18 protein-coding genes are annotated in these 19,256 nt (G+C 76.2%); 8 read left to right on the top strand and 10 right to left on the bottom strand.

Translation table 11 applies throughout. The features are described 5' to 3' along the window. The first annotated feature begins 183 nt into the window (after positions 1–183). Genes QK440_RS35115 through QK440_RS35105 form a run of 3 tightly spaced genes read left to right on the top strand, consistent with a single transcriptional unit; the run spans position 184 to position 2,473 of the window. The gene (locus tag QK440_RS35115) at positions 184–948 is read left to right on the top strand and encodes a 5-oxoprolinase subunit PxpA (protein WP_282797307.1); all 765 of its coding nucleotides are present in this window, start codon (positions 184–186) and stop codon (positions 946–948) included. 23 nt (positions 949–971) lie between these two features. Next, positions 972–1,586 (top strand): allophanate hydrolase subunit 1, encoded by a 615-nt coding sequence (locus QK440_RS35110; protein WP_282797315.1) that lies wholly within the window; start codon positions 972–974, stop codon positions 1,584–1,586. Next, a complete protein-coding gene (locus QK440_RS35105; RefSeq protein ID WP_282797306.1) occupies positions 1,583–2,473 on the top strand; it encodes a biotin-dependent carboxyltransferase family protein in 891 nt (296 codons plus the stop codon). The genes QK440_RS35110 and QK440_RS35105 overlap by 4 nt, the downstream gene beginning before the upstream one ends. Here QK440_RS35105 and QK440_RS35100 read toward each other — a convergent pair. The 5 genes from QK440_RS35100 to QK440_RS35080 all read right to left on the bottom strand — a co-directional run bounded on the left by QK440_RS35100 (position 2,470) and on the right by QK440_RS35080 (position 8,381). After that, on the bottom strand, positions 2,470–3,306 hold the full coding sequence (locus QK440_RS35100; RefSeq protein WP_282797305.1) for an SGNH/GDSL hydrolase family protein: 837 nt from the start codon (positions 3,304–3,306) through the stop codon (positions 2,470–2,472). The genes QK440_RS35105 and QK440_RS35100 overlap by 4 nt on opposite strands. Next, positions 3,303–4,523, bottom strand: a complete 1,221-nt coding sequence (locus tag QK440_RS35095; protein ID WP_349239344.1) for a glycosyltransferase — start codon at positions 4,521–4,523, stop codon at positions 3,303–3,305. Before QK440_RS35095 ends, QK440_RS35100 begins: the two co-directional genes overlap by 4 nt. A gap of 317 nt (positions 4,524–4,840) precedes the next feature. Next, positions 4,841–6,007, bottom strand: coding sequence for a glycosyltransferase family 1 protein (locus QK440_RS35090; RefSeq protein ID WP_282797304.1), 1,167 nt, complete (start codon positions 6,005–6,007; stop codon positions 4,841–4,843). A gap of 266 nt (positions 6,008–6,273) precedes the next feature. Continuing rightward, positions 6,274–7,692 (bottom strand): HEAT repeat domain-containing protein, encoded by a 1,419-nt coding sequence (locus QK440_RS35085; protein ID WP_282797303.1) that lies wholly within the window; start codon positions 7,690–7,692, stop codon positions 6,274–6,276. 296 nt (positions 7,693–7,988) lie between these two features. Beyond that, positions 7,989–8,381, bottom strand: coding sequence for an ankyrin repeat domain-containing protein (locus QK440_RS35080; RefSeq protein WP_282797302.1), 393 nt, complete (start codon positions 8,379–8,381; stop codon positions 7,989–7,991). 319 nt (positions 8,382–8,700) lie between these two features. Here QK440_RS35080 and QK440_RS35075 point away from each other — a divergent pair, with 319 nt between their 5' ends. Continuing rightward, on the top strand, positions 8,701–8,895 hold the full coding sequence (locus QK440_RS35075) for a hypothetical protein (protein ID WP_282797301.1): 195 nt from the start codon (positions 8,701–8,703) through the stop codon (positions 8,893–8,895). 37 nt (positions 8,896–8,932) lie between these two features. Further along, a complete protein-coding gene (locus tag QK440_RS35070) occupies positions 8,933–10,561 on the top strand; it encodes an ABC transporter ATP-binding protein (protein ID WP_282797300.1) in 1,629 nt (542 codons plus the stop codon). A gap of 70 nt (positions 10,562–10,631) precedes the next feature. Here the strand turns inward: QK440_RS35070 and QK440_RS35065 are convergent, their stop codons facing one another. After that, positions 10,632–12,128, bottom strand: a complete 1,497-nt coding sequence (locus QK440_RS35065; protein ID WP_282797299.1) for a PLP-dependent aminotransferase family protein — start codon at positions 12,126–12,128, stop codon at positions 10,632–10,634. Positions 12,129–12,342: 214 nt separating this feature from the next. Between QK440_RS35065 and QK440_RS35060 the strand changes: the two genes are divergently transcribed. The 3 genes from QK440_RS35060 to QK440_RS35050 all read left to right on the top strand — a co-directional run bounded on the left by QK440_RS35060 (position 12,343) and on the right by QK440_RS35050 (position 14,404). Then, positions 12,343–12,945, top strand: coding sequence for a hypothetical protein (locus QK440_RS35060; protein ID WP_282797313.1), 603 nt, complete (start codon positions 12,343–12,345; stop codon positions 12,943–12,945). Beyond that, the gene (locus QK440_RS35055; protein ID WP_282797298.1) at positions 12,942–13,709 is read left to right on the top strand and encodes a glycerophosphodiester phosphodiesterase family protein; all 768 of its coding nucleotides are present in this window, start codon (positions 12,942–12,944) and stop codon (positions 13,707–13,709) included. The genes QK440_RS35060 and QK440_RS35055 overlap by 4 nt, the downstream gene beginning before the upstream one ends. Before the next feature lie 320 nt (positions 13,710–14,029). Beyond that, complete coding sequence (locus QK440_RS35050; protein ID WP_030360404.1) at positions 14,030–14,404, top strand: RNA polymerase-binding protein RbpA; 375 nt, start codon at positions 14,030–14,032, stop codon at positions 14,402–14,404. 272 nt (positions 14,405–14,676) lie between these two features. Here the strand turns inward: QK440_RS35050 and fxsA are convergent, their stop codons facing one another. From fxsA to QK440_RS35030, 4 genes are all read right to left on the bottom strand, one after another. After that, positions 14,677–15,270 carry an FxsA family membrane protein gene (fxsA, locus tag QK440_RS35045; protein WP_282797297.1) on the bottom strand — a complete coding sequence of 198 codons (594 nt, stop codon included), beginning with the start codon at positions 15,268–15,270 and terminating at the stop codon, positions 14,677–14,679. 349 nt (positions 15,271–15,619) lie between these two features. Then, positions 15,620–16,411 (bottom strand): polyprenol monophosphomannose synthase, encoded by a 792-nt coding sequence (locus tag QK440_RS35040; protein WP_282797296.1) that lies wholly within the window; start codon positions 16,409–16,411, stop codon positions 15,620–15,622. Between the two features lie 536 nt (positions 16,412–16,947). Beyond that, positions 16,948–18,588 (bottom strand): amidohydrolase, encoded by a 1,641-nt coding sequence (locus tag QK440_RS35035; protein WP_282797295.1) that lies wholly within the window; start codon positions 18,586–18,588, stop codon positions 16,948–16,950. A 108-nt stretch (positions 18,589–18,696) separates the two neighbouring features. Next, positions 18,697–19,137: an Lrp/AsnC family transcriptional regulator gene (locus QK440_RS35030; protein WP_190140521.1), complete on the bottom strand. Its 441-nt coding sequence runs from the start codon at positions 19,135–19,137 to the stop codon at positions 18,697–18,699. Positions 19,138–19,256: the final 119 nt, after the last annotated feature.

Raw genomic sequence — 19,256 nt, 5'->3', positions numbered from 1 at the left:
CGGTACCGCCGGGCGGCCCCTACGGGTGTGGCCTCCCCGCGCGCGGGGACGCGGAGACGGTCCCCGCGCGCGGGGACCACGCACCGACGACCATGAACGATGAACACGAACGACGCACATGAACGATGCACACGAGCGGCCGGCCCGGCCGGCGCACACGGACGAACAGGAGCGGCCACGTTCATGACCTGGGCCTCGATCGACCTCAACGCCGACCTCGGCGAGGGCTTCGGACGCTGGCGGCTCACCGACGACGACGAACTGCTGTCCGTCGTCACCAGCGCCAACGTGGCGTGCGGCTTCCACGCGGGCGACGCGGTCACGATGCGGCGCGTGTGCGAGCGGGCGGCCGAGCGCGGCGTGCGGATCGGCGCGCAGGTCTCCTACCGCGACCTGGCGGGCTTCGGCCGCCGCGCGATGGACGTGCCGCCCGCGGAGCTCGCCGCGGAGGTGGCCTACCAGATCGGCGCCCTGGAGGTGTTCGCCCGCGCGGCCGGCACCCGGGTGTCGTACGTGAAGCCGCACGGCGCGCTCTACAACCGGGTGGTCCACGACGCCGGGCAGGCGGACGCCGTCGTCGAGGGCGTGCTGCTGGCCGGTGACCGGCTCCCGGTGCTCGGCCTGCCCGGCTCCCGCCTCCTGGAGACGGCGGAGCGGGCCGGGCTCCCGGTCGTCCCCGAGGCCTTCGCGGACCGCGCGTACACCGACGAGGGCACTCTCGTGCCGCGCGGCGACGACGGCGCGGTCGTCACCGACGCGGACGCCGTGGTCGAACGGTCCGTCGGGCTCGCCGGGTCCGGCGCCGTCACCGCCCTGAGCGGACGGCGCATCGAGGTCCGCGCGCGCTCGCTGTGCCTGCACGGCGACACACCGGGGGCGGTGGTGCTGGCGCGGCGGGTCCGCGCGGCCCTGGAGGCGGCCGGTGTCCGGGTGGAGGCCTTCGCGTGACCGGTTCCGCCACGCGCCCGCACGTGCGCGTGCTGCCCATGGGCGAGCGGGCGCTGCTCGTCGAGCTCGCCGACGGGGCCGCGGCCGAGGCCCTGCACGCCGAGCTGCTGCGCCGCCGCGCCACCGGCGACCTCGTGGTGCGCGAGATCGTGCCCGCGGCCCGCACGGTGCTCCTGGACGGCCTCGACGACCCCGGGCGGCTCGCGGCCCGCCTGCCCTCCTGGGACGTCCCTGCGCTGCCCCCGCGCACCGAGGACGTCCTCGAACTCCCCGTGCGCTACGACGGCCCGGACCTGGCGGACGTGGCGGACGCGTGGGGGGTGCCGGTGCGGGAGGTGCCGCGGATCCACGCGGCGGCCGAGTTCCGCGTCGCCTTCTGCGGGTTCGCGCCCGGCTTCGGCTATCTGACGGGCCTCCAGGGGCTGCCCGACGTGCCGCGCCGGGCCACGCCCCGCACGACGGTGCCCGCGGGGTCCGTCGCCCTCGCCGGACCGTACACGGGCGTCTACCCCCGCCCGTCGCCCGGCGGCTGGCAGCTCATCGGCACCACGGACGCGGTGCTGTGGGACCACACGCGCGAGCCGGCCGCGCTCCTGTCCCCGGGCGTACGGGTCCGCTTCGTCCCGGAGGCCCGATGACGGATCGGGCCGTCGTGGTCGTACGGGCCGGGGCACTGACCACCGTGCAGGACGAGGGGCGCCCCGGCCACGCCCACCTCGGGGTGCCGCGCTCCGGGGCCCTCGACCGGCCCGCCGCCGCCCTCGTGAACCGGCTGGTCGGCAACCCGCCGGAAGCGGCCGTCCTGGAGGCCACCCTCAACGGCTGTGCCCTGCGTCCCCGGTGCGCGGTCACCGTCGCGGTGGGCGGCGCGCCCTGCCCGGTGTCCGTGGACGGCAGGCCCGCCCCCTGGGGCGCGCCGGTGCGGGTGCCCGCCGGAGCGCTCCTGGACGTGGGAACCGCCCTCTCCGGAGTACGCGCCTACGTCGCCCTCAGTGGCGGCGTGGCCGTCGAGCCGGTGCTCGGGAGCCGCTCCACGGACCTGCTCTCCGGCCTCGGTCCGCCGCCCCTCGCGCACGGCGCCGTCCTGCCCCTGGGCTGCGTGACGGGCCCGCCCGCGCGCGTGGACACCGTCCCGCAGCCGGCGCCGCCGCGCGAGCTGGTGCTGCGGATGACGGCCGGGCCGCGCGCGGACTGGTTCACACCCGGGGCCCTGCGCACGCTCACCACGCGCGCGTACCGCGTGTCCTCGGCGAGCAACCGCATCGGCCTGCGTACGGAGGGGCCCGCGCTGGAGCGCGCGGTCCGCGGTGAGCTGCCCAGCGAGGGCATGGTCCTCGGCGCGGTCCAGGTGCCGCCGGACGGCGGGCCCGTGGTGTTCCTCGCCGATCACCCCACCACGGGCGGCTACCCGGTGGTGGGCGTGGTGCGCCAGGAGGATTTGGCGGGAGCCGCGCAGGCGGTGCCGGGCACCCCGGTGCGGTTCGTGGCCTCGGGCCGGGGGTCTTGGCGCCGCGCGGGCGGTTAGGGGTGCGTGAGTCCGGCGAGCGCCGCCGTGACGGAGTGCGCCGTCCGCACGTCCAGGCCGCCGCTCGTGCCGCGCAGCCCGTGGCGCACCTCGGTGGCGGCCAGCGCGAGCAGGTGGGGCAGCAGGTCGGTGCAGCGCCGGGCCACCCAGCCCGTGCCCGCCGTGGCGAGCCACCGCAGGCTCGCCGTGCGGGTGGGCGGCGGCAGCTCGGGCTCGGTCCCGGGCGGGACGCCCCGTGCCAGGCCTTCGGCGGCGAGCAGGGCGTGGCAGCGGGCGGCGAACACCCGGTGGCCCCGTTCGCCGGGGTGCAGCCGGTCGGCGCTCCACAGGGTGCGGTCGGCGACCCACTCCTGGTCGGCGGCGTGCAGGTGCAGGGCGCCGTAGCGCTCCGACAGCGCGTGGACGACCGCGTTCACCGCCCGCTGCCGCCGGGCCAGGGGGCGGCCGAGGGCCCCGGGCAGCCCGAGCATCGCCCCGGGGTCGGGCAGGCAGGCCGTGAGCAGGACCGCCCCGTGCCCGGTCAGGGTCCCGTACACCGTGTCGAGGCGCCCGGCCACGGCGTGCACGTCGAAGGTGCTGCGCAGGGTGTCGTTGACGCCGACGACCACGGACACCAGGCCGGGCCGCGAGGTCAGCGCAGCGGGGAGCTGGCGGTGCAGGACGTCGCAGGTGCGGGCGCCGGTCGCGGCCAGGTTACGGAAGGCCACGGGCCGTTCCGGGCCGCCGATGCCCTCCGCCAGCAGCGCCGCCCAGCCGCGCCAGGCACCGCCGACCGGATCGCCCACGCCCGCGGTGAGCGAGTCCCCGAGGGCCGCGTAGGTGAGCGCGCTCATGTGCCACCGCCGGGGCCGTCGGGAGGGCCGTCGTCGGCCGGAAGGGCACTGTCGAGCCCGGGGAGCGGCAGGGCACGGCGTCCGGGGGCCATGGACGTGACGTCGGGCTCCGCGTCGTGTGCCGCGAGGAACGCGGCCACCGCAGCGTCCCACCCGAAACGCTCCGCACGCGCGCGTGCCCGCTGCCGACGGTCCCGTTCGGGCCGGGCGAGCACCGCCCGGACCGCGTCCGCGAACGCGCCGGCCGTGTCGGCGGCCACCGCGCCCGCCCCGCCGACGATCTCCGGCAACGCGGAGGAGGCGCTGGCCACCACGGGGGTCCCGCACGCGAGCGCCTCCAGCGCCGCCAGGCCGAACGTCTCGCAGGGCCCAGGCGCCAGGCACACGTCGGCGGTGGCCTGGAGCGCCCCCAGCACGGCGCGGTCGGCGACGTGGCCGAGGAACGACACCGGCAACCGCCGCTCGCGGGCCCGCCGTTCGAGCCGGGCGCGCAGCGGCCCGTCCCCGGCGACGACGAGGACCGCCCGGACGCCCCGGCCGCGCAGTGTCTCCAGCGCGTCGAGCGCCATGCCGGGACGTTTCTCCACGGACAGCCGGGAGCACATCAGCAGCAGCGCGTCGCCCCCGCGCGCGTAGTGGTCCCACAGGCGGGCGTCCCGCAGTCCGGGGTGGCGGTCCCGCAGGTCCACGCCCAGGGGCGCCCGGACGACGTTGGCCGCCCCTATGCGGACGAACTCGCGCTCCGCCCAGCGGGTGGTGCACACCACGCGCGCGTAGGCGTACGCGGTACGGGTGTTGAGGGTGTCGGCGGCACGCCGGGCCAGGCGCGGTGGCAGCCCCCAGGTGCGCAGCACGGCGTCGGCGGCCTCGTGGGAGACCATCACGGCGGGGACCCGGGCGCGGCGTGCCCACTGCCCGGTCCAGCGGAGCGTCGTACGGTCCGACACCTCCAGGCGGTCGGGGGCCAGGCGCTCCAGGAGGCGGGTCAGGCCGTGCCGGTCGGCGAGCATGCGGTAGCCGCCCGTCCCCAGCAGCACGGGCCCGGGCAGCGTCACGACGAGGCCCTGCTCGGTCTCGGCGGCCGACGCCCGCTCCCCGGGCACGACCAGGACGGGCTCGTGCCCGGCGGCCAGATAGCCCCGGCCCAGCTCCCGCAGGGCGGTGCGCAGCCCGCCCGAGGAGGGCGTCACGAAGTTGGCGAGACGCACGATGCGCAAGGGCCCGGTGTGCCGCACGGGTCGCGAGCCGCGGGGCCGCGCGGGCAGCCGTCCCGGAGAGACCGAGGGCACCGGCGAGTTCGGGGCCGCGGGCACCGAAGAGACCGAGAAGCCCTGGGAGGCCGGAGAGACCTGAGGGGCTGGGGAGGCCGGGGAGACCTGGGAGGCCGGGGAGACCTGGATGTCCTGGGAGGCCTGCGAGGCCTGCGAGGCTTGCGAGGCCAGGAAGTCCTGGGAGGCCGGGAAGACCGGCAGGCCCTGGGGGACCGGGCCGCCCGGGGAAACCGGGAAGCCCGGGGAAACCGGGGAGGCCGACGTCACGCCGCCACCGCCGTCCGGTGCGCGAGCACCTCGTCGTAGTGCCCGAGGAGTTGCTCCCCCACGGCGTCCCAGGTCCGCCCCGCGACCGCGGCGCGCCCGGCGGCACCGTACGCCGCCCGCAGCCCGGGGTCGGCGGCCAGCGCCCAGACGGCGTCCCGGAGGGCGTCGGCGTCGCCCGGGGGCACCAGGCTGCCGGTGCGCCCGGGGACGACCAGGTCGAGCGGTCCGCCCAAGGCGGGCGCGACCACCGGCACCCCGCTGGCCATGGCCTCCTGCACGGTCTGGCAGAACGTCTCCAGGGGGCCGGTGTGCACGAACACGTCCAGGGACGCGAAGAGCCGGGCGAGCTCGTCCCCGGTGCGGCACCCGAGCAGCCGCGCGCCCGGCAGCGCGGTCCGCAGCGCGGGCGCGCTCGGCCCGTCGCCCACCACGACCACCCGTACGCCGTCGAGGGCGCACACCCGCGACAGCAGCTCGACGTGCTTCTCCGGCGCCAGCCGTCCCACGTAGCCGACGAGGAGTTCCCCGCCGGGGGCGAGCGCGCGCCGGAGCTGGGGGTCGCGCAGCCCCGGACGGAAGCGGTCCGTGTCGACACCGCGCGGCCACAGGCGCACCCTGGGCACGCCGTGCGCCTCCAGGTCGGCGACAGCGGCGGTGGACGGCGCGAGGGTGCGGTCGGCGGCCGCGTGCACGGCCCGGATGCGCCGCCACGCCGCCGTCTCGCCCAGGCCCATGTACGTACGCGCGTAGCCGCCGATGTCGGTCTGGTAGACGGCGACGGTGGGGATGCGGCGGCGCGCGGCGGCGGCCATGCCCCGGGCGCCGAGCACGAACGGGCTGGCGAGGTGGACGAGGTCGGCCCGGTGCGCGGTCAGCGCGGCGGCGAGACGCCGTGTGGGCAGCGCCACCCTGACCTGCGGATACCCGGGCAGTGGCAGGGACGGGACGCGCAGTACGGGGCACGGCGCGACGTCGTCGTGACCGGCGTCGGCGGTGGTGGCGGAGACGGTGGTGGGGGCGGAGACGGCGGTGGGGGCAGTGGCGGGGGCGATGACGAGGGGGTCGTGACCGCGGGCGACGAGCTGCCGGGCGGTCTGCAGGGCGCAGTGCGACACGCCGTTGACGTCGGGCGGGAAGGATTCGGTGACGATGACGACACGCATACCGGTGTTGTCGTCAGACCGGGCGTGCCCACGTCAACGTGGATCTTTCCGGGCGAGGAACGTCCCATGAGCGTTCCGCTGCGCGCGGAGCGGTGGCCGGGCCAGGACGGAGCCGTCCCGCCCACTCCCCCACGCCTGGACCCACAGGCCCACCCTGTCCGGGCCGACCGCGCCGCTCAGGGGTCTCACCCGCCCGGACGGGCCCCAAGTCCTCGCTGAGAACGGCCCCGGCCCGTCCGGGCCGCGCCCCGCGCCGACCGGTGGCCTCACACAGCGGGCGCGTCCGGCCCGATGCGGCTGCGTACCGCCGACTGCACGTCGTCCTCCTCGGCGGGATCGGTGGCGAGCCGCCGGAGCTGGGCGGCGACGCGGGCGTCACCGGTCTCGGCGTGCCGCGCGGCGACCTCGCGCGTGGACTCCTCGCAGTCCCACAGGCACTCCACGGCGAAGCCCGCGGCGAAGGAGGGGTCGGTCGCGGCCAGCGCCCGGGCGGCGCGGCCCCTGAGGTGGGAGGAGGCGGTCTCGCGGTAGACGTGGCGCAGGACGGGCGCCGCGCAGCCGATGCCGAGGCGCCCCGCCCCGTCGACGAGCGGCCACAGCGTCGGCGCGTCCGGCCCGTGGCCGCGCACGGCCTCGCGGAGCGCGGCGAGCACCAGGGGACTGTCCTCGGCGCCGCCCCGGCAGGCGAGGACCCGTCCGGCGGCCGCGCCAAGGGCGTCCGGGCGTCCGGCCCACTGGCGGGCCCGCTGCACGGCGGCGGCGGAGCGCATCCGTTCGAAGGTCTCGGCGGCGATGTCCACGACGACGGCCGACGGGCTCTGCGCCGCCTCCTCCAGGAGGTCGAGTACATCGGGGTCGCGGACGTCGGCGAGGTAGCGCAGGGCGGTGCCGCGCGCCCCGTCCGTGCCGTGCCGCGCGGCGGCGAGGATCTCGGCGCGGTCCTCGGGCCCGGCGACGGCGGACAGGCAGCGGGCGGCCGGGACGTGCAGCGCGGCCCCGCGCTCAAGGCCCTCCTGGGCCCAGTCGAGCACGGCCCTGACGCTCCAGCCGGGGCGTGGGCCGGAGGGCTCCATCTGGCGCTGCCAGCGGTCGAAGGAGCCGCGCTCCTGGGCGGCGCGCACCCGGGCGCCGATCTCCGGGCGGGGATCCTCGGCCCACAGCCGCCAGGGCCGGGGCTCGAAGGCGTCCCGGACGGCGGCGGTGAGGGCGGCCTCGCCCTCGGCGTCGGCGGGGAACCGGGCGAGCACGGGGCCGGCGAGGGCACGCAGGGCCGCGTCGTCGTCGCGCAGGGCGAGCTCGTCCAGGGCCCAGGCCCAGTTCGTGCCGGTCCGCGCGTAGCGGCGGAGCATCCGGAGGGCGTCCAGGCGGTCGTACGAGGCCAGGTGGCCCAGGACGGAGAGCGCGAGGCCGGTCCGTGAGTCGTCCGTGACCAGGGCGTCCTCGGGGTCGAAGAGGTGGCGCTCGACCGCGTCGAGCTCGCCGTTCAGGTCCAGGTAGAGGCGGGCGTAGTACAGGGAGCGGTTCTCCACCTGCCAGTCGTGCCGCGGGTCGTTGAGCACGCAGTGGTCGAGGGCGGAGAGCGCCTCGGCCCGGGGTGCGGTGAGCGCGTGCAGCGTGCCGTCGCCGCGGCCCCTCTGCAGCAGGCCGAGCAGCGTACCGCTGGGCGCTATGACCGGTTCGAACATGGGAAACAGCCTCACATCAAGCGTCGACGCAACCGGGAATCCGCATTACCTGGCCGTGCGCCAACACGTCGGGCCGCCCGCCGTCTCTTGCTTGTCGAAGACCATTTTCCTCTGCCTCTCGTCGGTGGCCCGAGGACCCCGGGCACCAGGCCCGGGACGGGCCGATCACGGGCCACGCGCGGCAGGACCTGCCCCGACGTCGCGTCCGTGAATCACGTCGTCATGATGACCCAGCGGTTACACCCGCCGCGACCACATTTCCGGCGCCCCCGTCGCACCAGGTCGAGTACCCCCGCTCAGGCGGCCCCGAACAAGGTGAGCAGCTCCGCCTTGCCGAACATGCGTGCCGTGTCGATGGCCGAGGGCGTGCCCGCGGCCGGATCGGCTCCCCCGTCGAGCAGCGCCTTGATCACGTCGTCGGCGCCCTTGAAGACGGCGCCGGCGAGCGGCGTCTGGCCCCGGTCGTTGGCGCGGTCGACGTCCGCGCCGCGCTCGACGAGGACGCGGACCGCGGGCGCGTGCCCGTGGTAGGCGGCGAGCATGACGAGCGAGTCACCGCTGTCGTTGGTGAGGTTCGCGGGCACGCCCGCGTCGACGTAGGCGGCGAGCGCGTCGGCGTCACCGGCGCGCGCGAGATCGAAGATCTTGCCCGCCAGCTCCACGACCTCCGGGTCGGGGACTTCGCTCATGGAGGGACCGCCTTTCACTACGGGTGGGCCGGGTCCGGCGGGTCGCCGGAGGCCCGGGGTGACCGGCGTCCGGCCGCGCGGCCGGACGAGTGAACCGACAGGGTACTGCCCGTCACGGAACATGACCGACCGCGTCCGCGGCAAAGCTCCCCGCGGACGGCACGCGCCGTCCGCTTCCTCCCCGGTCCCTCCCGGCGACCCGCCGCCATCCGGGGGAAATATCATCCATTTCCCCCATTTGCGCCCCTTCTCGTATGGATACATGCTGTGAGCCTGGAAGTACTGATGGTGACTGTCCCCTTCCTTCAGGAGAACTCTCATGGTCCTGTCCATCTCCGGAGTCGTGCTGCTCGGCATCATCGTCTTCCTCTTCTTCCGCAAGGACGGACTCAAGGCCTCCCACGCGCTGGTCTGCGCGCTCTTCGGCTTCTTCCTCGCGGGCACCGCCATCGCGCCCGGCATCAAGGCGGGCAGCGCGAGCCTCGCCAGCCTGCTCGGCGGGATCAAGTTCTGACGGCCGAGTTCCTCACCACCGCAGCGAGGAGACCGACGTGGCCCGGCGCCCCCTCCCCCGCATCCTGAGCACCGGCACCGCCCAGATCGCCCGCGGCCGGGAGCACCTCACGCGCGGCCGCGAGCTGGCCCGGTCCGCTGCCGACGGGGCCACGGACGTCCTCCATCCGCTGATCACCATCACCCGGGGTCTCGGCCGCCTCGCCGGGGCCGGCCGCCGCAAGTGGTCCACCACCCCCAAGGACCGGCGGGGACCGCTGCTGTTCCTCGCGGCCTCCGTGATCCTGGTCGTGGCGCTCATGCCGTACGGGCCCCTGCTCGCCGCCGTCTCCCTGATGGCGGCCGCCGCCTGGGCCGGCCGCCGGCCCCCCGCGGCCGAGCCCGCCGCCGACGTGGAGGAGGCGCAGACCCAGCGCCTGCAGTCCCTCTACGAGGCGCTGGTGCCGTACTTCTCCGTTCCGGACGACCCGAGCCCGCTGTTCGCGCACGGCGGCGAGTGGGAGCCCGTCTTCCCCGCCTACGAGTTCGACGACACCGGTCGCGTGTCCCACCTGGTGGTGCGCTATCCCGCGCACTTCACGGACGTCGAGCCGGAGTCCCGCGCGCGGATCGAGCAGTTGCTGCACGCCAAGTCCGGCCGCGGGCGCGAGTACCGCTTCGAGTGGGACGAGGAGGCCAACTCGCTCATCCTGGACGTGCTGCCGCCGCTGTCCACCGGGATCGCCGCCCAGCGGTTCGTCACCGCGCCCGGCGAGGCCGTCCTGGGGTTCACCGACCCGAGCGCCGTCCAGCGCACCCTGCCCGTGACCGACGGCGGCGAACAGCGCGACGCGCCGCCCGTGGTGTGGCGCACCGGCCCCCGCTCGACCGAGCCGCACCTGCTCGCCGTGGGCCAGCCCGGCAGCGGGACCACCACGCTGCTGCGCTCCCTCGCCCTCCAGGCCCTGCGGTACGGCGACATCGTCGTCGTCGACGGCAGCGGCACCGGCGACTACGCGTGCCTGATCGGGCGCAGGGGCGTGCTGACCGTGGAGTGCGGGCTGTCCGGGGCGCTCGCGACCCTGGAGTGGGCGGCGCACGAGACGGAGCGGCGCCTGATCGCCGCCAACCGCGCGCGGCAGGCGGGCCACCCGCCGCCCGACGACGTCAGGCGCCCGCTGTGGATCCTCCTCGACCGCCCCGGCACGCTCGGCCACCTGGCCGCGGCCGACGGCCACCGGGACCCGCAGTCCCTGCTCCAGGTGCCGCTGCGGCACGGCCGGGCGGCGGGCGTCACCGTCGTCGTCGCCGAACAGCTCGACAGCATGGACGCCCTCAGCGACGGGGTGCGCCAGCACACCCGCGCGCGCGTGGTGCTCGGCCCCGCCGCCGGCGACCAGTTGCAGGCCGTCCTCGGGGCGGCACCGCCCACGACGCCCACGACGGAGGTTCCGGCGGGCCGCGGCTACGCCCGCCTCGGCGCGGGCCGGGTGCACCGGCTCCAGGTCCCGGCGACGCCGGACCCGTACGACGACGCGACGAGCGAGGCGCACCGGCAGGCGGTCATGGACCTGCTCCCCGAACGCACGGCGCCCGCGGACGACGACCTGGCCCCGGCACCGGAGCCGGACGCGGCCGCCGGCACCGACGCGGCGCTCACGGCGGCCCCCGCCGGCGCGGAGGGCTGACGCAGGGGGAACGCCCCCCGGACGGCGGAACGCCCTGCTCCTCGTCCCAGGCGGAGCGGCCCCCGGCGCCTCACGCCACGAACGGGTACGACCCCTGCACCGCCCCGCCCGCCCCGGTCTCCACGAGCCGCGCCGCCGCCGCGAGCCGTACCGCCGCCTCGTCCGCGACGGCACCGCCGACCGTGAAGGGCAGCCGGACGTAGCCCTCGAAGGCGCCGTCCACGCCGAAGCGGGGGCCGGAGGGCACCCGGACGCCGACGCGTTCGCCGACCTCGGCGAGGCGCGAACCGGACAGGCCGCCGGTGCGCACCCACAGGGTCAGGCCGCCGCGCGGCACGTCGAACTCCCAGCCGGGCAGCTCCCGGCGCACGGCGGCCACGAGCGCGTCGCGGTTGTCACGGGCCTGCGCCCGGCGCAGGTCCACGGCCTCCTGCCAGCCCGCGGTGGTGAGCAGCCAGTTCACGGCGAGCTGTTCAAGGACGGGGGTGCCCAGGTCGGCGTAGGCGCGGGCGGCGACCAGGCTGCGGATCACGTCGGGCGCGGCCCGCACCCAGCCGATGCGCATGCCCGCCCAGAAGGCCTTGCTCGCCGACCCCACGGTGATCACGGTGGCGCCCGCCGGGTCGAAGGCGCAGGCGGGGCGCGGCATGGTGAGGTCGTCCAGGCGCAGTTCGCTCATCGTCTCGTCGACGACGAGGACGGTGCCCGCGGAGCGGGCCGCGTCGACGAGGCCCCGGCGCTGGTCCTCGTCGGCGAGCGCGCCGGTCGGGTTGTGGAAGTCGGCGACGACGTACGCCAGGCGCGGCGCGGCGTCGCGCAGCACCTGCCGCCACCGGTCCAGGTCCCAGCCGCGCAGCCCCTCGGCCATGGCGACGGGCACCAGGCGCGCGCCCGCCTCGCGCATGAGCTGGAGGATGTTGGCGTAGCTGGGCGACTCGACGGCGATGCGCTCGCCGCGGCCCGCGAAGAGGTGGCAGATCGCGTCGATCGCGCCCATGGCGCCGGTGGTGACCATGATCTGCTCGGGCATGGTCGGCACGCCCCGCGCGGTGTAGCGCTCGGCGAGCGCGGCGCGCAGAGCGGGCAGCCCGGCCGGGTAGTCCCCGTGGGTGTGCGCGTACGGCGGCAGCTCCTCCAGGGCGCCCTGGACGGCGCGGGTGAGCCAGGGCTCGGGGGCGGGCAAGGCCGCGCAGCCGAGGTCGATCATGGAGCCGACGGCTTCCGGGGGCAGGGGTTCGAGCCCGCGCGCGGGCAGCGGGTTCCCGGCCGGGACCGCGGTCCAGCTCCCCGCTCCCCTGCGGGACTCCAGGAACCCCTCGCCCCGCAGCGCCTCGTACGCGGCGGCGACCGTGGTGCGGCTCACGGACAGCGCGACGGCGAGTTCCCGCTCGGCGGGCAGGCGCGCGGCCACAGGAACGCGTCCCTCCAGGACGAGGAGCCGGATGCCGTCGGCGAGGGCGCGGTAGGCGGGCGGGCGGCGGGTGCCCCCGCCCGCGGGGCGCGCCTGCTGGGAGGTGAGCAGCCGGGCGAGCTGGGCCGAGCCCACCGCCGATGTCCACTGAGCCATGATCCCAGTCCACCTTCATCGAATTGGCCGTGGTTGGCGCCGTGCGCCAAGCCACAGAGTGTCATGCGTCAGGCCACCACCACCAACGGGGGACCCCTTGTCCACGGAAAACCCAGACCTGTCCGTCCCGGCCCCGGCCCGTCCGGGCCGGTTCACCCTCCGGCGCCCGGCCGGCGGACACCTCGTCCGCCGCCTCGTCCAGCTCTACGCGGGCCTGGTCCTGTACGGCGCGAGCTCGGCGCTGCTGGTGCGCTCGGGCCTCGGCCTGGAGCCCTGGAACGTGCTGCACCAAGGGCTCGCCGAGCTGACCGGCATCTCGCTCGGCATGGTCACGATCTACGTGGGCGCCGCGGTGCTGCTGCTGTGGATCCCGCTGCGGCAGCGCCCGGGCCTCGGCACGGTGTCGAACGTCTTCGTCGTGGGGCTGGCGATCGACGGCACACTCGCGCTGATGCCGGACGCGCACGGCCTGGGGGTGCGGATCCCGCTGATGGCGGCGGGCATCGTCCTCAACGGCGTGGCGACCGGCCTGTACATCGCCGCCAGGTTCGGCCCCGGGCCCCGCGACGGCCTGATGACGGGCCTGCACGAGCGCACCGGCCGCTCGATCCGGCTGATGCGCACGCTGGTGGAGGTGGCGGTGGTCGTCACGGGCTTCGCGCTGGGCGGCACCCTGGGCGTGGCCACCGTCCTGTACGCCCTCGTGATCGGGCCGCTCGCCCAGTTCTTCCTGCGCCTGTTCGCCGTCCCGGCGCCGACCGCGGGGGGCGTGGTGGCCGCCGGCGGTCCATCGGGGCGGGCGATACTGCGTCGGTGACCACGCGCGTACGCCACCCGTACCTCGACCATCCGGGGCCGATCGCCTTCGCCCACCGCGGCGGGGCCGCCGACGGCCTGGAGAACACCGCGGCGGCGTTCCGGCGCGCCGTCGGGGAGGGCTACCGCTATCTGGAAACGGACGTGCACGCCACGGCGGACGGGCGGCTCGTGGCGTTCCACGACGCCACGCTCGACCGCGTGACCGACACCGGCGGCCGGATCGCGGACCTGCCGTGGGCGCGGGTGCGCCACGCGCGCGTGGCGGGGCGGGAGCCGGTGCCGCTCTTCGAGGAGCTCCTGGAGGAGTTCCCCGAGGCGCGCTGGAACGTGGATGTGAAGGCCGAGCCCGCCCTGCTGCCGCTGCTCCGGCTGATCGAGCGCACCGGGGCCTGGGACCGGATCTGCGTCGGCTCGTTCTCCGAGGCGCGGGTGGCGCGGGCCCGGCGGCTCGCCGGACCGCGCCTCGCGACCTCGTACGGGACGCGCGGCGTGCTGGCGCTGCGGCTGCGCTCCCTGGGGGTGCCGACGGTGCCGCGCGTCTCGGCGGTGTGCGCGCAGGTGCCCGAGGCGCAGTCGGGGGTGCGGGTGGTCGACCACCGCTTCGTCCGCGCCGCCCACGCGCGGGGGCTCCAGGTACACGTGTGGACCGTCAACGACGCGGACCGCATGCACGCGCTGCTCGACCTGGGGGTCGACGGCATCATGACGGACCGCACCCGGACGCTGCGCGACGTACTGAAGGAGCGCGGTACCTGGGTCTGAGGGCCCGGCGCGGCCGACCGCGGCGGGCGACGCGGACCCTCCCGTTCCGGGGGCGGATTTAGCAACCGGGGACGAAGGACGGTAGTGTACGCGTTTGGCCTGCCAGGCGTACCGTTACTGCGCGCTGAGCTTCGAGAGACGCTGGGTGACATCTGCTGCCAGATGTGACAAACCGGGCGCCGGTGGGTACAACAAGGGGCGGCATACGACGGCGACGCATGACCCGCTACGGGAATCTTTACCGCCGACCGGACGTTGTCCGGAAGACGACGACAGCGACAGACCTGTCCTGTGGGCGACAAGCCCGGGAGGCACTATTCATGAGTGAGCGAGCTCTTCGCGGCACGCGCCTCGTGGTGACCAGCTACGAGACCGACCGCGGCATCGACCTGGCCCCGCGCCAGGCCGTGGAGTACGCATGCCAGAACGGACATCGATTCGAGATGCCGTTCTCGGTGGAGGCGGAAATCCCGCCGGAGTGGGAGTGCAAGGTCTGCGGGGCCCAGGCACTTCTCGTCGACGGCGACGGACCGGAGGAGAAGAAGGGCAAGCCCGCGCGTACGCACTGGGACATGCTCATGGAGCGCCGCACTCGAGAAGAGCTCGAGGAGGTCCTCGAGGAGCGCCTGGCGGTCCTCAGGTCCGGCGCGATGAACATCGCGGTGCACCCGCGTGACAGCCGCAAGTCCGCTTAGGCACGCGGTTTTTCAGAAGTACGACGAGGGCCGGGGCCGCTGCAGCACGCAGCGGCCCCGGCCCTCGTCGCGCTGCCCGGCCGCTTCCGCCCTGCGCGCCCTGCGCGGCAGCCCGGGCGGAGGCGGGTGAGAGGCCCGGCAGCCCAGAGGCCTGCCAGGCGCTTAGTGGGTCGGGGCTTGCTAGAACGCCAGCGCGCGCGTCGTTCGCCGGGGCCTGTGGACGCGCAGCAGGCCGGTGGCCTGCCGGACGCGCTGTGGGCCAGGGGCCTGCCTCAGCGGGGAAGCTGCGGGTCGTCCGGGCCGTGGGCCGGGTGGTGCGTCGGCGGCTGGTCCTCGTGGATGACCTCGCCCTGGACGACCTTGCCGTCCGGGTGGCGCATACGGGCCTGCTGGAAGGCGTCGCCCAGGTTGCCCGGCGCGGCCGCCGCGGCGTCGCGGAGCCTGCGCTCGAAGGCGCGCTCGGCGCTGCGGCTGAGGGCCTTCTGCAGCGGCGGCACGAGCAGCAGCAGGCCGAGGGCGTCCGAGACCAGCCCCGGCAGGATCAGCAGCAGTCCGCCGAGCATCGTGAGGGCGCTGCCGCCGCCCTGCTCCCGCTGGGGCGTCACACCGCTCTGCTGCTGGCGCACGGCCTCGCTCAGGTTCTTGAACGCACGGCGTCCGGCGCGCTTGATGACGAAGGAGCCGAGCACCAGCCCGCCCACGAGCAGCAGGAACACGACCAGGCCGCTCGACGCGCCCGCCACCACGGTCAGCAGCCAGACCTCCAGGACCAGCCACCCGATCACGGCGAGGGGCAGGAACCGGAGCACGCGGGAGCGTCGGGGCCGGGCGGGGGTCGTGAAGGGAGGCGGTGCGCCAGTCGTCATGGTCCCAGTGTGCCTGTCCCGGGCTCAGACCGGGATAAGCGGGTGATCGGTACGGGTGCCGGAGGACGCGGCCGGTCCCGTCGGCGGGACCGCACCACGCGGACGCGGAGGGGGAGCGCGGAGAGCGCAGCACGGGCGGCGAGCGCGGAAGGCCCGGCTCGGAGGGCGGGCGCGGACAGCGCAGCCCAAGGGGAGAGCGGACGCGGAAAGCCCGGCCCGGAGAGCGGACGCCGACAGCGCAGCCCGAGGACGGCGGACGCGGAAAGCCCGACCGAAGGACGGACGCGGACAGCGCAGCCCGGGGAGAGCGGACACGGAAAGCCCGGCCCGGAGGGGCGGGCGGACGCGGTCAGGATTGTTTGCGGCCGATGGCCTTGCCGACCCGCTCCCCCACGCCCCAGGCGGTGACCCGCCACAGCGCCTCCGCGACGATGTCGCGGCTCATCTTGCTGTCGCCGTGCTCGCGCTCCACGAAGGTGATGGGCACCTCGACGACGTGGTACCCGGCCTTGACGGCCCGCCGGGCCAGGTCGACCTGGAAGCAGTAGCCCTGGGAGGCCACGTCACCGAGGCCGAGCCCTTCGAGGGTCTCGCGGCGGAAGGCGCGGTAGCCGCCGGTGACGTCGCGGATCGGCACGTCGAGCAGCAGCCGGGAGTACGTGCTGCCGCCGCGGGAGAGGAACTCGCGGGACTTGGGCCAGTTGACGACCCGGCCGCCCGGCACCCAGCGCGAGCCGAGCACGAGGTCGGCGCCCTTGAGGGCGGTGAGCAGCCGCGGCAGTTCCTCGGGCTGGTGCGAGCCGTCGGCGTCCATCTCGACGAGGACGCCGTAGCCGTGCTCCAGGCCCCAGGAGAAGCCCGCGAGGTAGGCGGCGCCGAGGCCTTCCTTGCCCTTGCGGTGCAGCACGTGGACCTGGTCGTCCGCGGCCGCCAGCTCGTCGGCGATCTTGCCGGTGCCGTCGGGGCTGTTGTCGTCGGCGACGAGTACGTGCGCCTCCGGCACGGCGGCGCGCACCCGGCCCACGATCGCCTGGACGTTCTCCGCCTCGTTGTAGGTCGGGATGATCACCAAGGCCTTGCCGAGGGGGCCGAACTGCCGCCCCGCTTCCGCCGCTTCGCCGATCCCGCCGCCGTTGCTCACTACTGCCCCTTCGTTCGTACGCAGGGGACCACCATAGTGGCCCCCGCCTGGGGCTCTCGCGGCCCCACGGCACCGGGGCGGCCGGCGCGGCGGGTGGTCCTGCGGGTCGGGGCCCGGTGCCCTTCGGGCCGGCCCGGGGCCCGCTGGCTGCGGGCCGACCGAGAACCGTTGTCTACTGAGCGTCCGGGCCCCACCCGGGTCGCACCTCCCCCGAGCTCCCGAGGAGCGGGAGGGACGCCCGGGCCCCGGCGATCGCGTTCCCGCGCCCGGGCGTCGCGGGCGCTGGACCTGGCTCCCTGTGGTGGTGCGCCGGTGCGGCGCGCCACCCGTGACCCAGCGGCGTTCGACGACTGCGTGCAGGCTCACCGGTCGGACGTCCTGTGGTGGACCCGGCCGAACCTACCCGCCGACGGCCGCCGTCTGTCAATACCCCCCTGACCTGGGCGCTTGCCGTAGATCAGCAGGTCAGTGGGGAGCGGCGCCGGGCGCGCGACGCGCCGCGTGGCCCCGTTCGGAGCCGCGCGTCCGCACCGGCGTCACTCGCCCGGCCGTACGAAGACGGTCTGCCCGGCCACCACCGTGCGCAGGCAGACGGGCAGGTCGGCGCCGGGGGTGAGGTCGGGCAGGCCGGGGGTGCCGGAGCGCGGGTCGGTCGACCAGCGGGCGACGCGGTCGTCGGGGGCCTGCACGACGAGCTCGCCGGTGCGCCACACGGCGTAGTCGGCGGGCGCGCCGGGCACCAGGACACCCGCGTCGTCACGGCCGGTGGCCCGCCAGCCGCCGCGCGTGTGGGCGGTGAACGCGGCGCGCACGGACACCCGGTGCTCCGGGGTGTGGTGGAAGGCGGCGGCGCGGACGGTCCCCCAGGGGTCGAAGGGGGTCACGGGGCTGTCGGAGCCGAAGGCGAGCGGGACACCGGCGCGCAGCAGGGCCGCGTACGGGTTGAGGGTGCGGGCCCGCTCGGCGCCGAGGCGGCGGGCGTACATGCCGTCGCCGCCCCACAGCGCGTCGAAGGCGGGCTGCACCGAGGCGGTGAGGCCGAACTCGGCGAAGGCGGCGATGGTCTCCGGGGTGAGCATCTCGGCGTGTTCGACGCGGTGCCGGGCGGCGCGGACGCGGGCGACGCCGAGCTTGTCGGCGGCGGCGCGCACACCGTCCACGACGGAGGTCACGGCGGCGTCCCCGATGGCGTGGAAGCCGGCCTGGAGGCCCGCCTCGGCGCAGGCGACGACGTGGTCGGCCACGTCCGCGGCGCTCAGGTAGGCGTTGCCGGTGCCCTCGGCGTCGGCGTACGGCTCGTGCAGGCAGGCCGTGTGGGAGCCGAGGGCGCCGTCCACGAACAGGTCGCCCGCGGCGCCCGCCGCGCCCAGCTCCCGCGCGCGGGCGACGCCCTCGGCGCCGAGTTCGCCCCAGTAGCCGACGACGCGCGGCCCGGGCTCCTCGGCCGCCAGGCGCAGCAGGGCGGTGAAGTCGGCCTCGCCGGAGATGGTCGGGCCCGCGCACTCGTGGACGGAGCCGATGCCGAGCGACGCGGCGTGCCGCAGCGCGGCGCGCTGGGCCTCGGCGCGCCGCTCGGGCGTGACGGCGGCGTGGGCGGCCTCGCGTACCCGGTGGTGGGCGGCGGCGGTCAGGGGCGCGTCGGGGTGGAAGCCGGGCTCGTCGGCGACGCCGGGCACCAGGTCGAGGAGCGCGGTGGTGACGACGGCGGAGTGCACGTCGATCCGCGAGAGGTACAGGGGGCGGCCGCCCGCGGCCTCGTCGAGTTCCGCGCGCGTGGGCGGCCGGCCGCCGGGCCAGCGGGCGGCGTCCCAGCCGTGCCCGAGCAGGACGCGGTCGCCCGGCCGTCCGGCGGCGTACGCGCGGACGAGGGCGAGGGCCTCGGCCAGGTCCCCGGCCCCGGACAGGTCCAGGCCGGTGAGCGTGAGCCCGGTGCCGGTGGTGTGCACGTGGGCGTCGGTGAACGCGGGGGTGACCAGCGCGCCGTCGAGCTGGACGACCTCGTCGACCCCGTCCGCGAAGGCGTCGGCCGCGCCTTCGGAGCCGACCCAGGCGACGTGGCCGCGCTCGACGACCATCGCGGTCGCGAAGGGGTCGGCGGGGCTGTGGACTTCTCCGCCGCGCAGCAGGACGGTGCGGTGTCCGCTGTCGGGGGTGGCGCGCTCACTCGTGGACAACATGGACACCAGTGTCGCGCCCGGCCCGTGGCGGCCCGCCGCCGGGGTCCGGGCCGCACCGGGCCGCCCGAGTACGCGGCGAGGCGCGCGCGCCGGCCCGGGGCGGCGGCCTCAGATGCGGGGCGGGCGGGCCTCGTACGGCGTGGACAGGACCACCGTCGTGTGGGTGGAGACCCCGGCCAGCGAACGCAGCCTGGCCAGCAGGTTCTCCAGTTCGTGCGGGGTGGCGACCCGGACCTTCAGCAGGTAGTTCTCCGCGCCGGCCACGCTGTGGCAGGCCTCGATCTCCGGTACTCCGGCCAGCCGCTCGGCGATGTCGTCGGGGGCGCTGGGGTCGAAAGGACGCACCGCGATGAAGGCGGTGAGCGGCAGGCCGACGGCCTCGGGGTCGACGACCGCGGCGTACCCGCGGATCACCCCGCGCTGCTCGAGCCGCCGCACCCGCTGGTGCACGGCCGATGTGGACAGGCCCGTGGCCTTGCCCAAGTCGGTGTAGCTCATCCGCCCGTCCTTGACGAGCAGCTCCACGATCTGTCGGTCCAGCTCCTCCATGCGCCGAACCTACAGTGCCCTTGATCCCCGCCGGTACCTGAACCGCGTCCGAACGCCAGGCGGACGGCTCCCGGCCGACAGGCCGACGGCTCCCGGCCGACAGGCCGACGGCTCCCGGC

It is taken from the genome of Streptomyces sp. CC224B, from assembly GCF_030010595.1.
Classification (GTDB): domain Bacteria; phylum Actinomycetota; class Actinomycetes; order Streptomycetales; family Streptomycetaceae; genus Streptomyces; species Streptomyces longispororuber.
Note: the sequence above shows the minus strand (reverse complement) of the source record. Positions and strands in the feature narration are given on the sequence as shown.

Bases quoted from the DNA above. Each gene is read 5' to 3' on its own strand.
- QK440_RS35075 (WP_282797301.1), top strand. From the start codon at position 8,701: ATGGTCCTGTCCATCTCCGGAGTCGTGCTGCTCGGCATCATCGTCTTC.
- QK440_RS35100 (WP_282797305.1), bottom strand. From the start codon at position 3,306: ATGAGCGCGCTCACCTACGCGGCCCTCGGGGACTCGCTCACCGCGGGC.
- QK440_RS35085 (WP_282797303.1), bottom strand. From the start codon at position 7,692: ATGTTCGAACCGGTCATAGCGCCCAGCGGTACGCTGCTCGGCCTGCTG.
- fxsA (WP_282797297.1), bottom strand. From the start codon at position 15,270: ATGACGACTGGCGCACCGCCTCCCTTCACGACCCCCGCCCGGCCCCGA.
- QK440_RS35105 (WP_282797306.1), top strand. From the start codon at position 1,583: ATGACGGATCGGGCCGTCGTGGTCGTACGGGCCGGGGCACTGACCACC.
- QK440_RS35050 (WP_030360404.1), top strand. From the start codon at position 14,030: ATGAGTGAGCGAGCTCTTCGCGGCACGCGCCTCGTGGTGACCAGCTAC.
- QK440_RS35035 (WP_282797295.1), bottom strand. From the start codon at position 18,588: ATGTTGTCCACGAGTGAGCGCGCCACCCCCGACAGCGGACACCGCACC.
- QK440_RS35065 (WP_282797299.1), bottom strand. From the start codon at position 12,128: ATGGCTCAGTGGACATCGGCGGTGGGCTCGGCCCAGCTCGCCCGGCTG.
- QK440_RS35030 (WP_190140521.1), bottom strand. From the start codon at position 19,137: ATGGAGGAGCTGGACCGACAGATCGTGGAGCTGCTCGTCAAGGACGGG.
- QK440_RS35115 (WP_282797307.1), top strand. From the start codon at position 184: ATGACCTGGGCCTCGATCGACCTCAACGCCGACCTCGGCGAGGGCTTC.
- QK440_RS35080 (WP_282797302.1), bottom strand. From the start codon at position 8,381: ATGAGCGAAGTCCCCGACCCGGAGGTCGTGGAGCTGGCGGGCAAGATC.
- QK440_RS35090 (WP_282797304.1), bottom strand. From the start codon at position 6,007: ATGCGTGTCGTCATCGTCACCGAATCCTTCCCGCCCGACGTCAACGGC.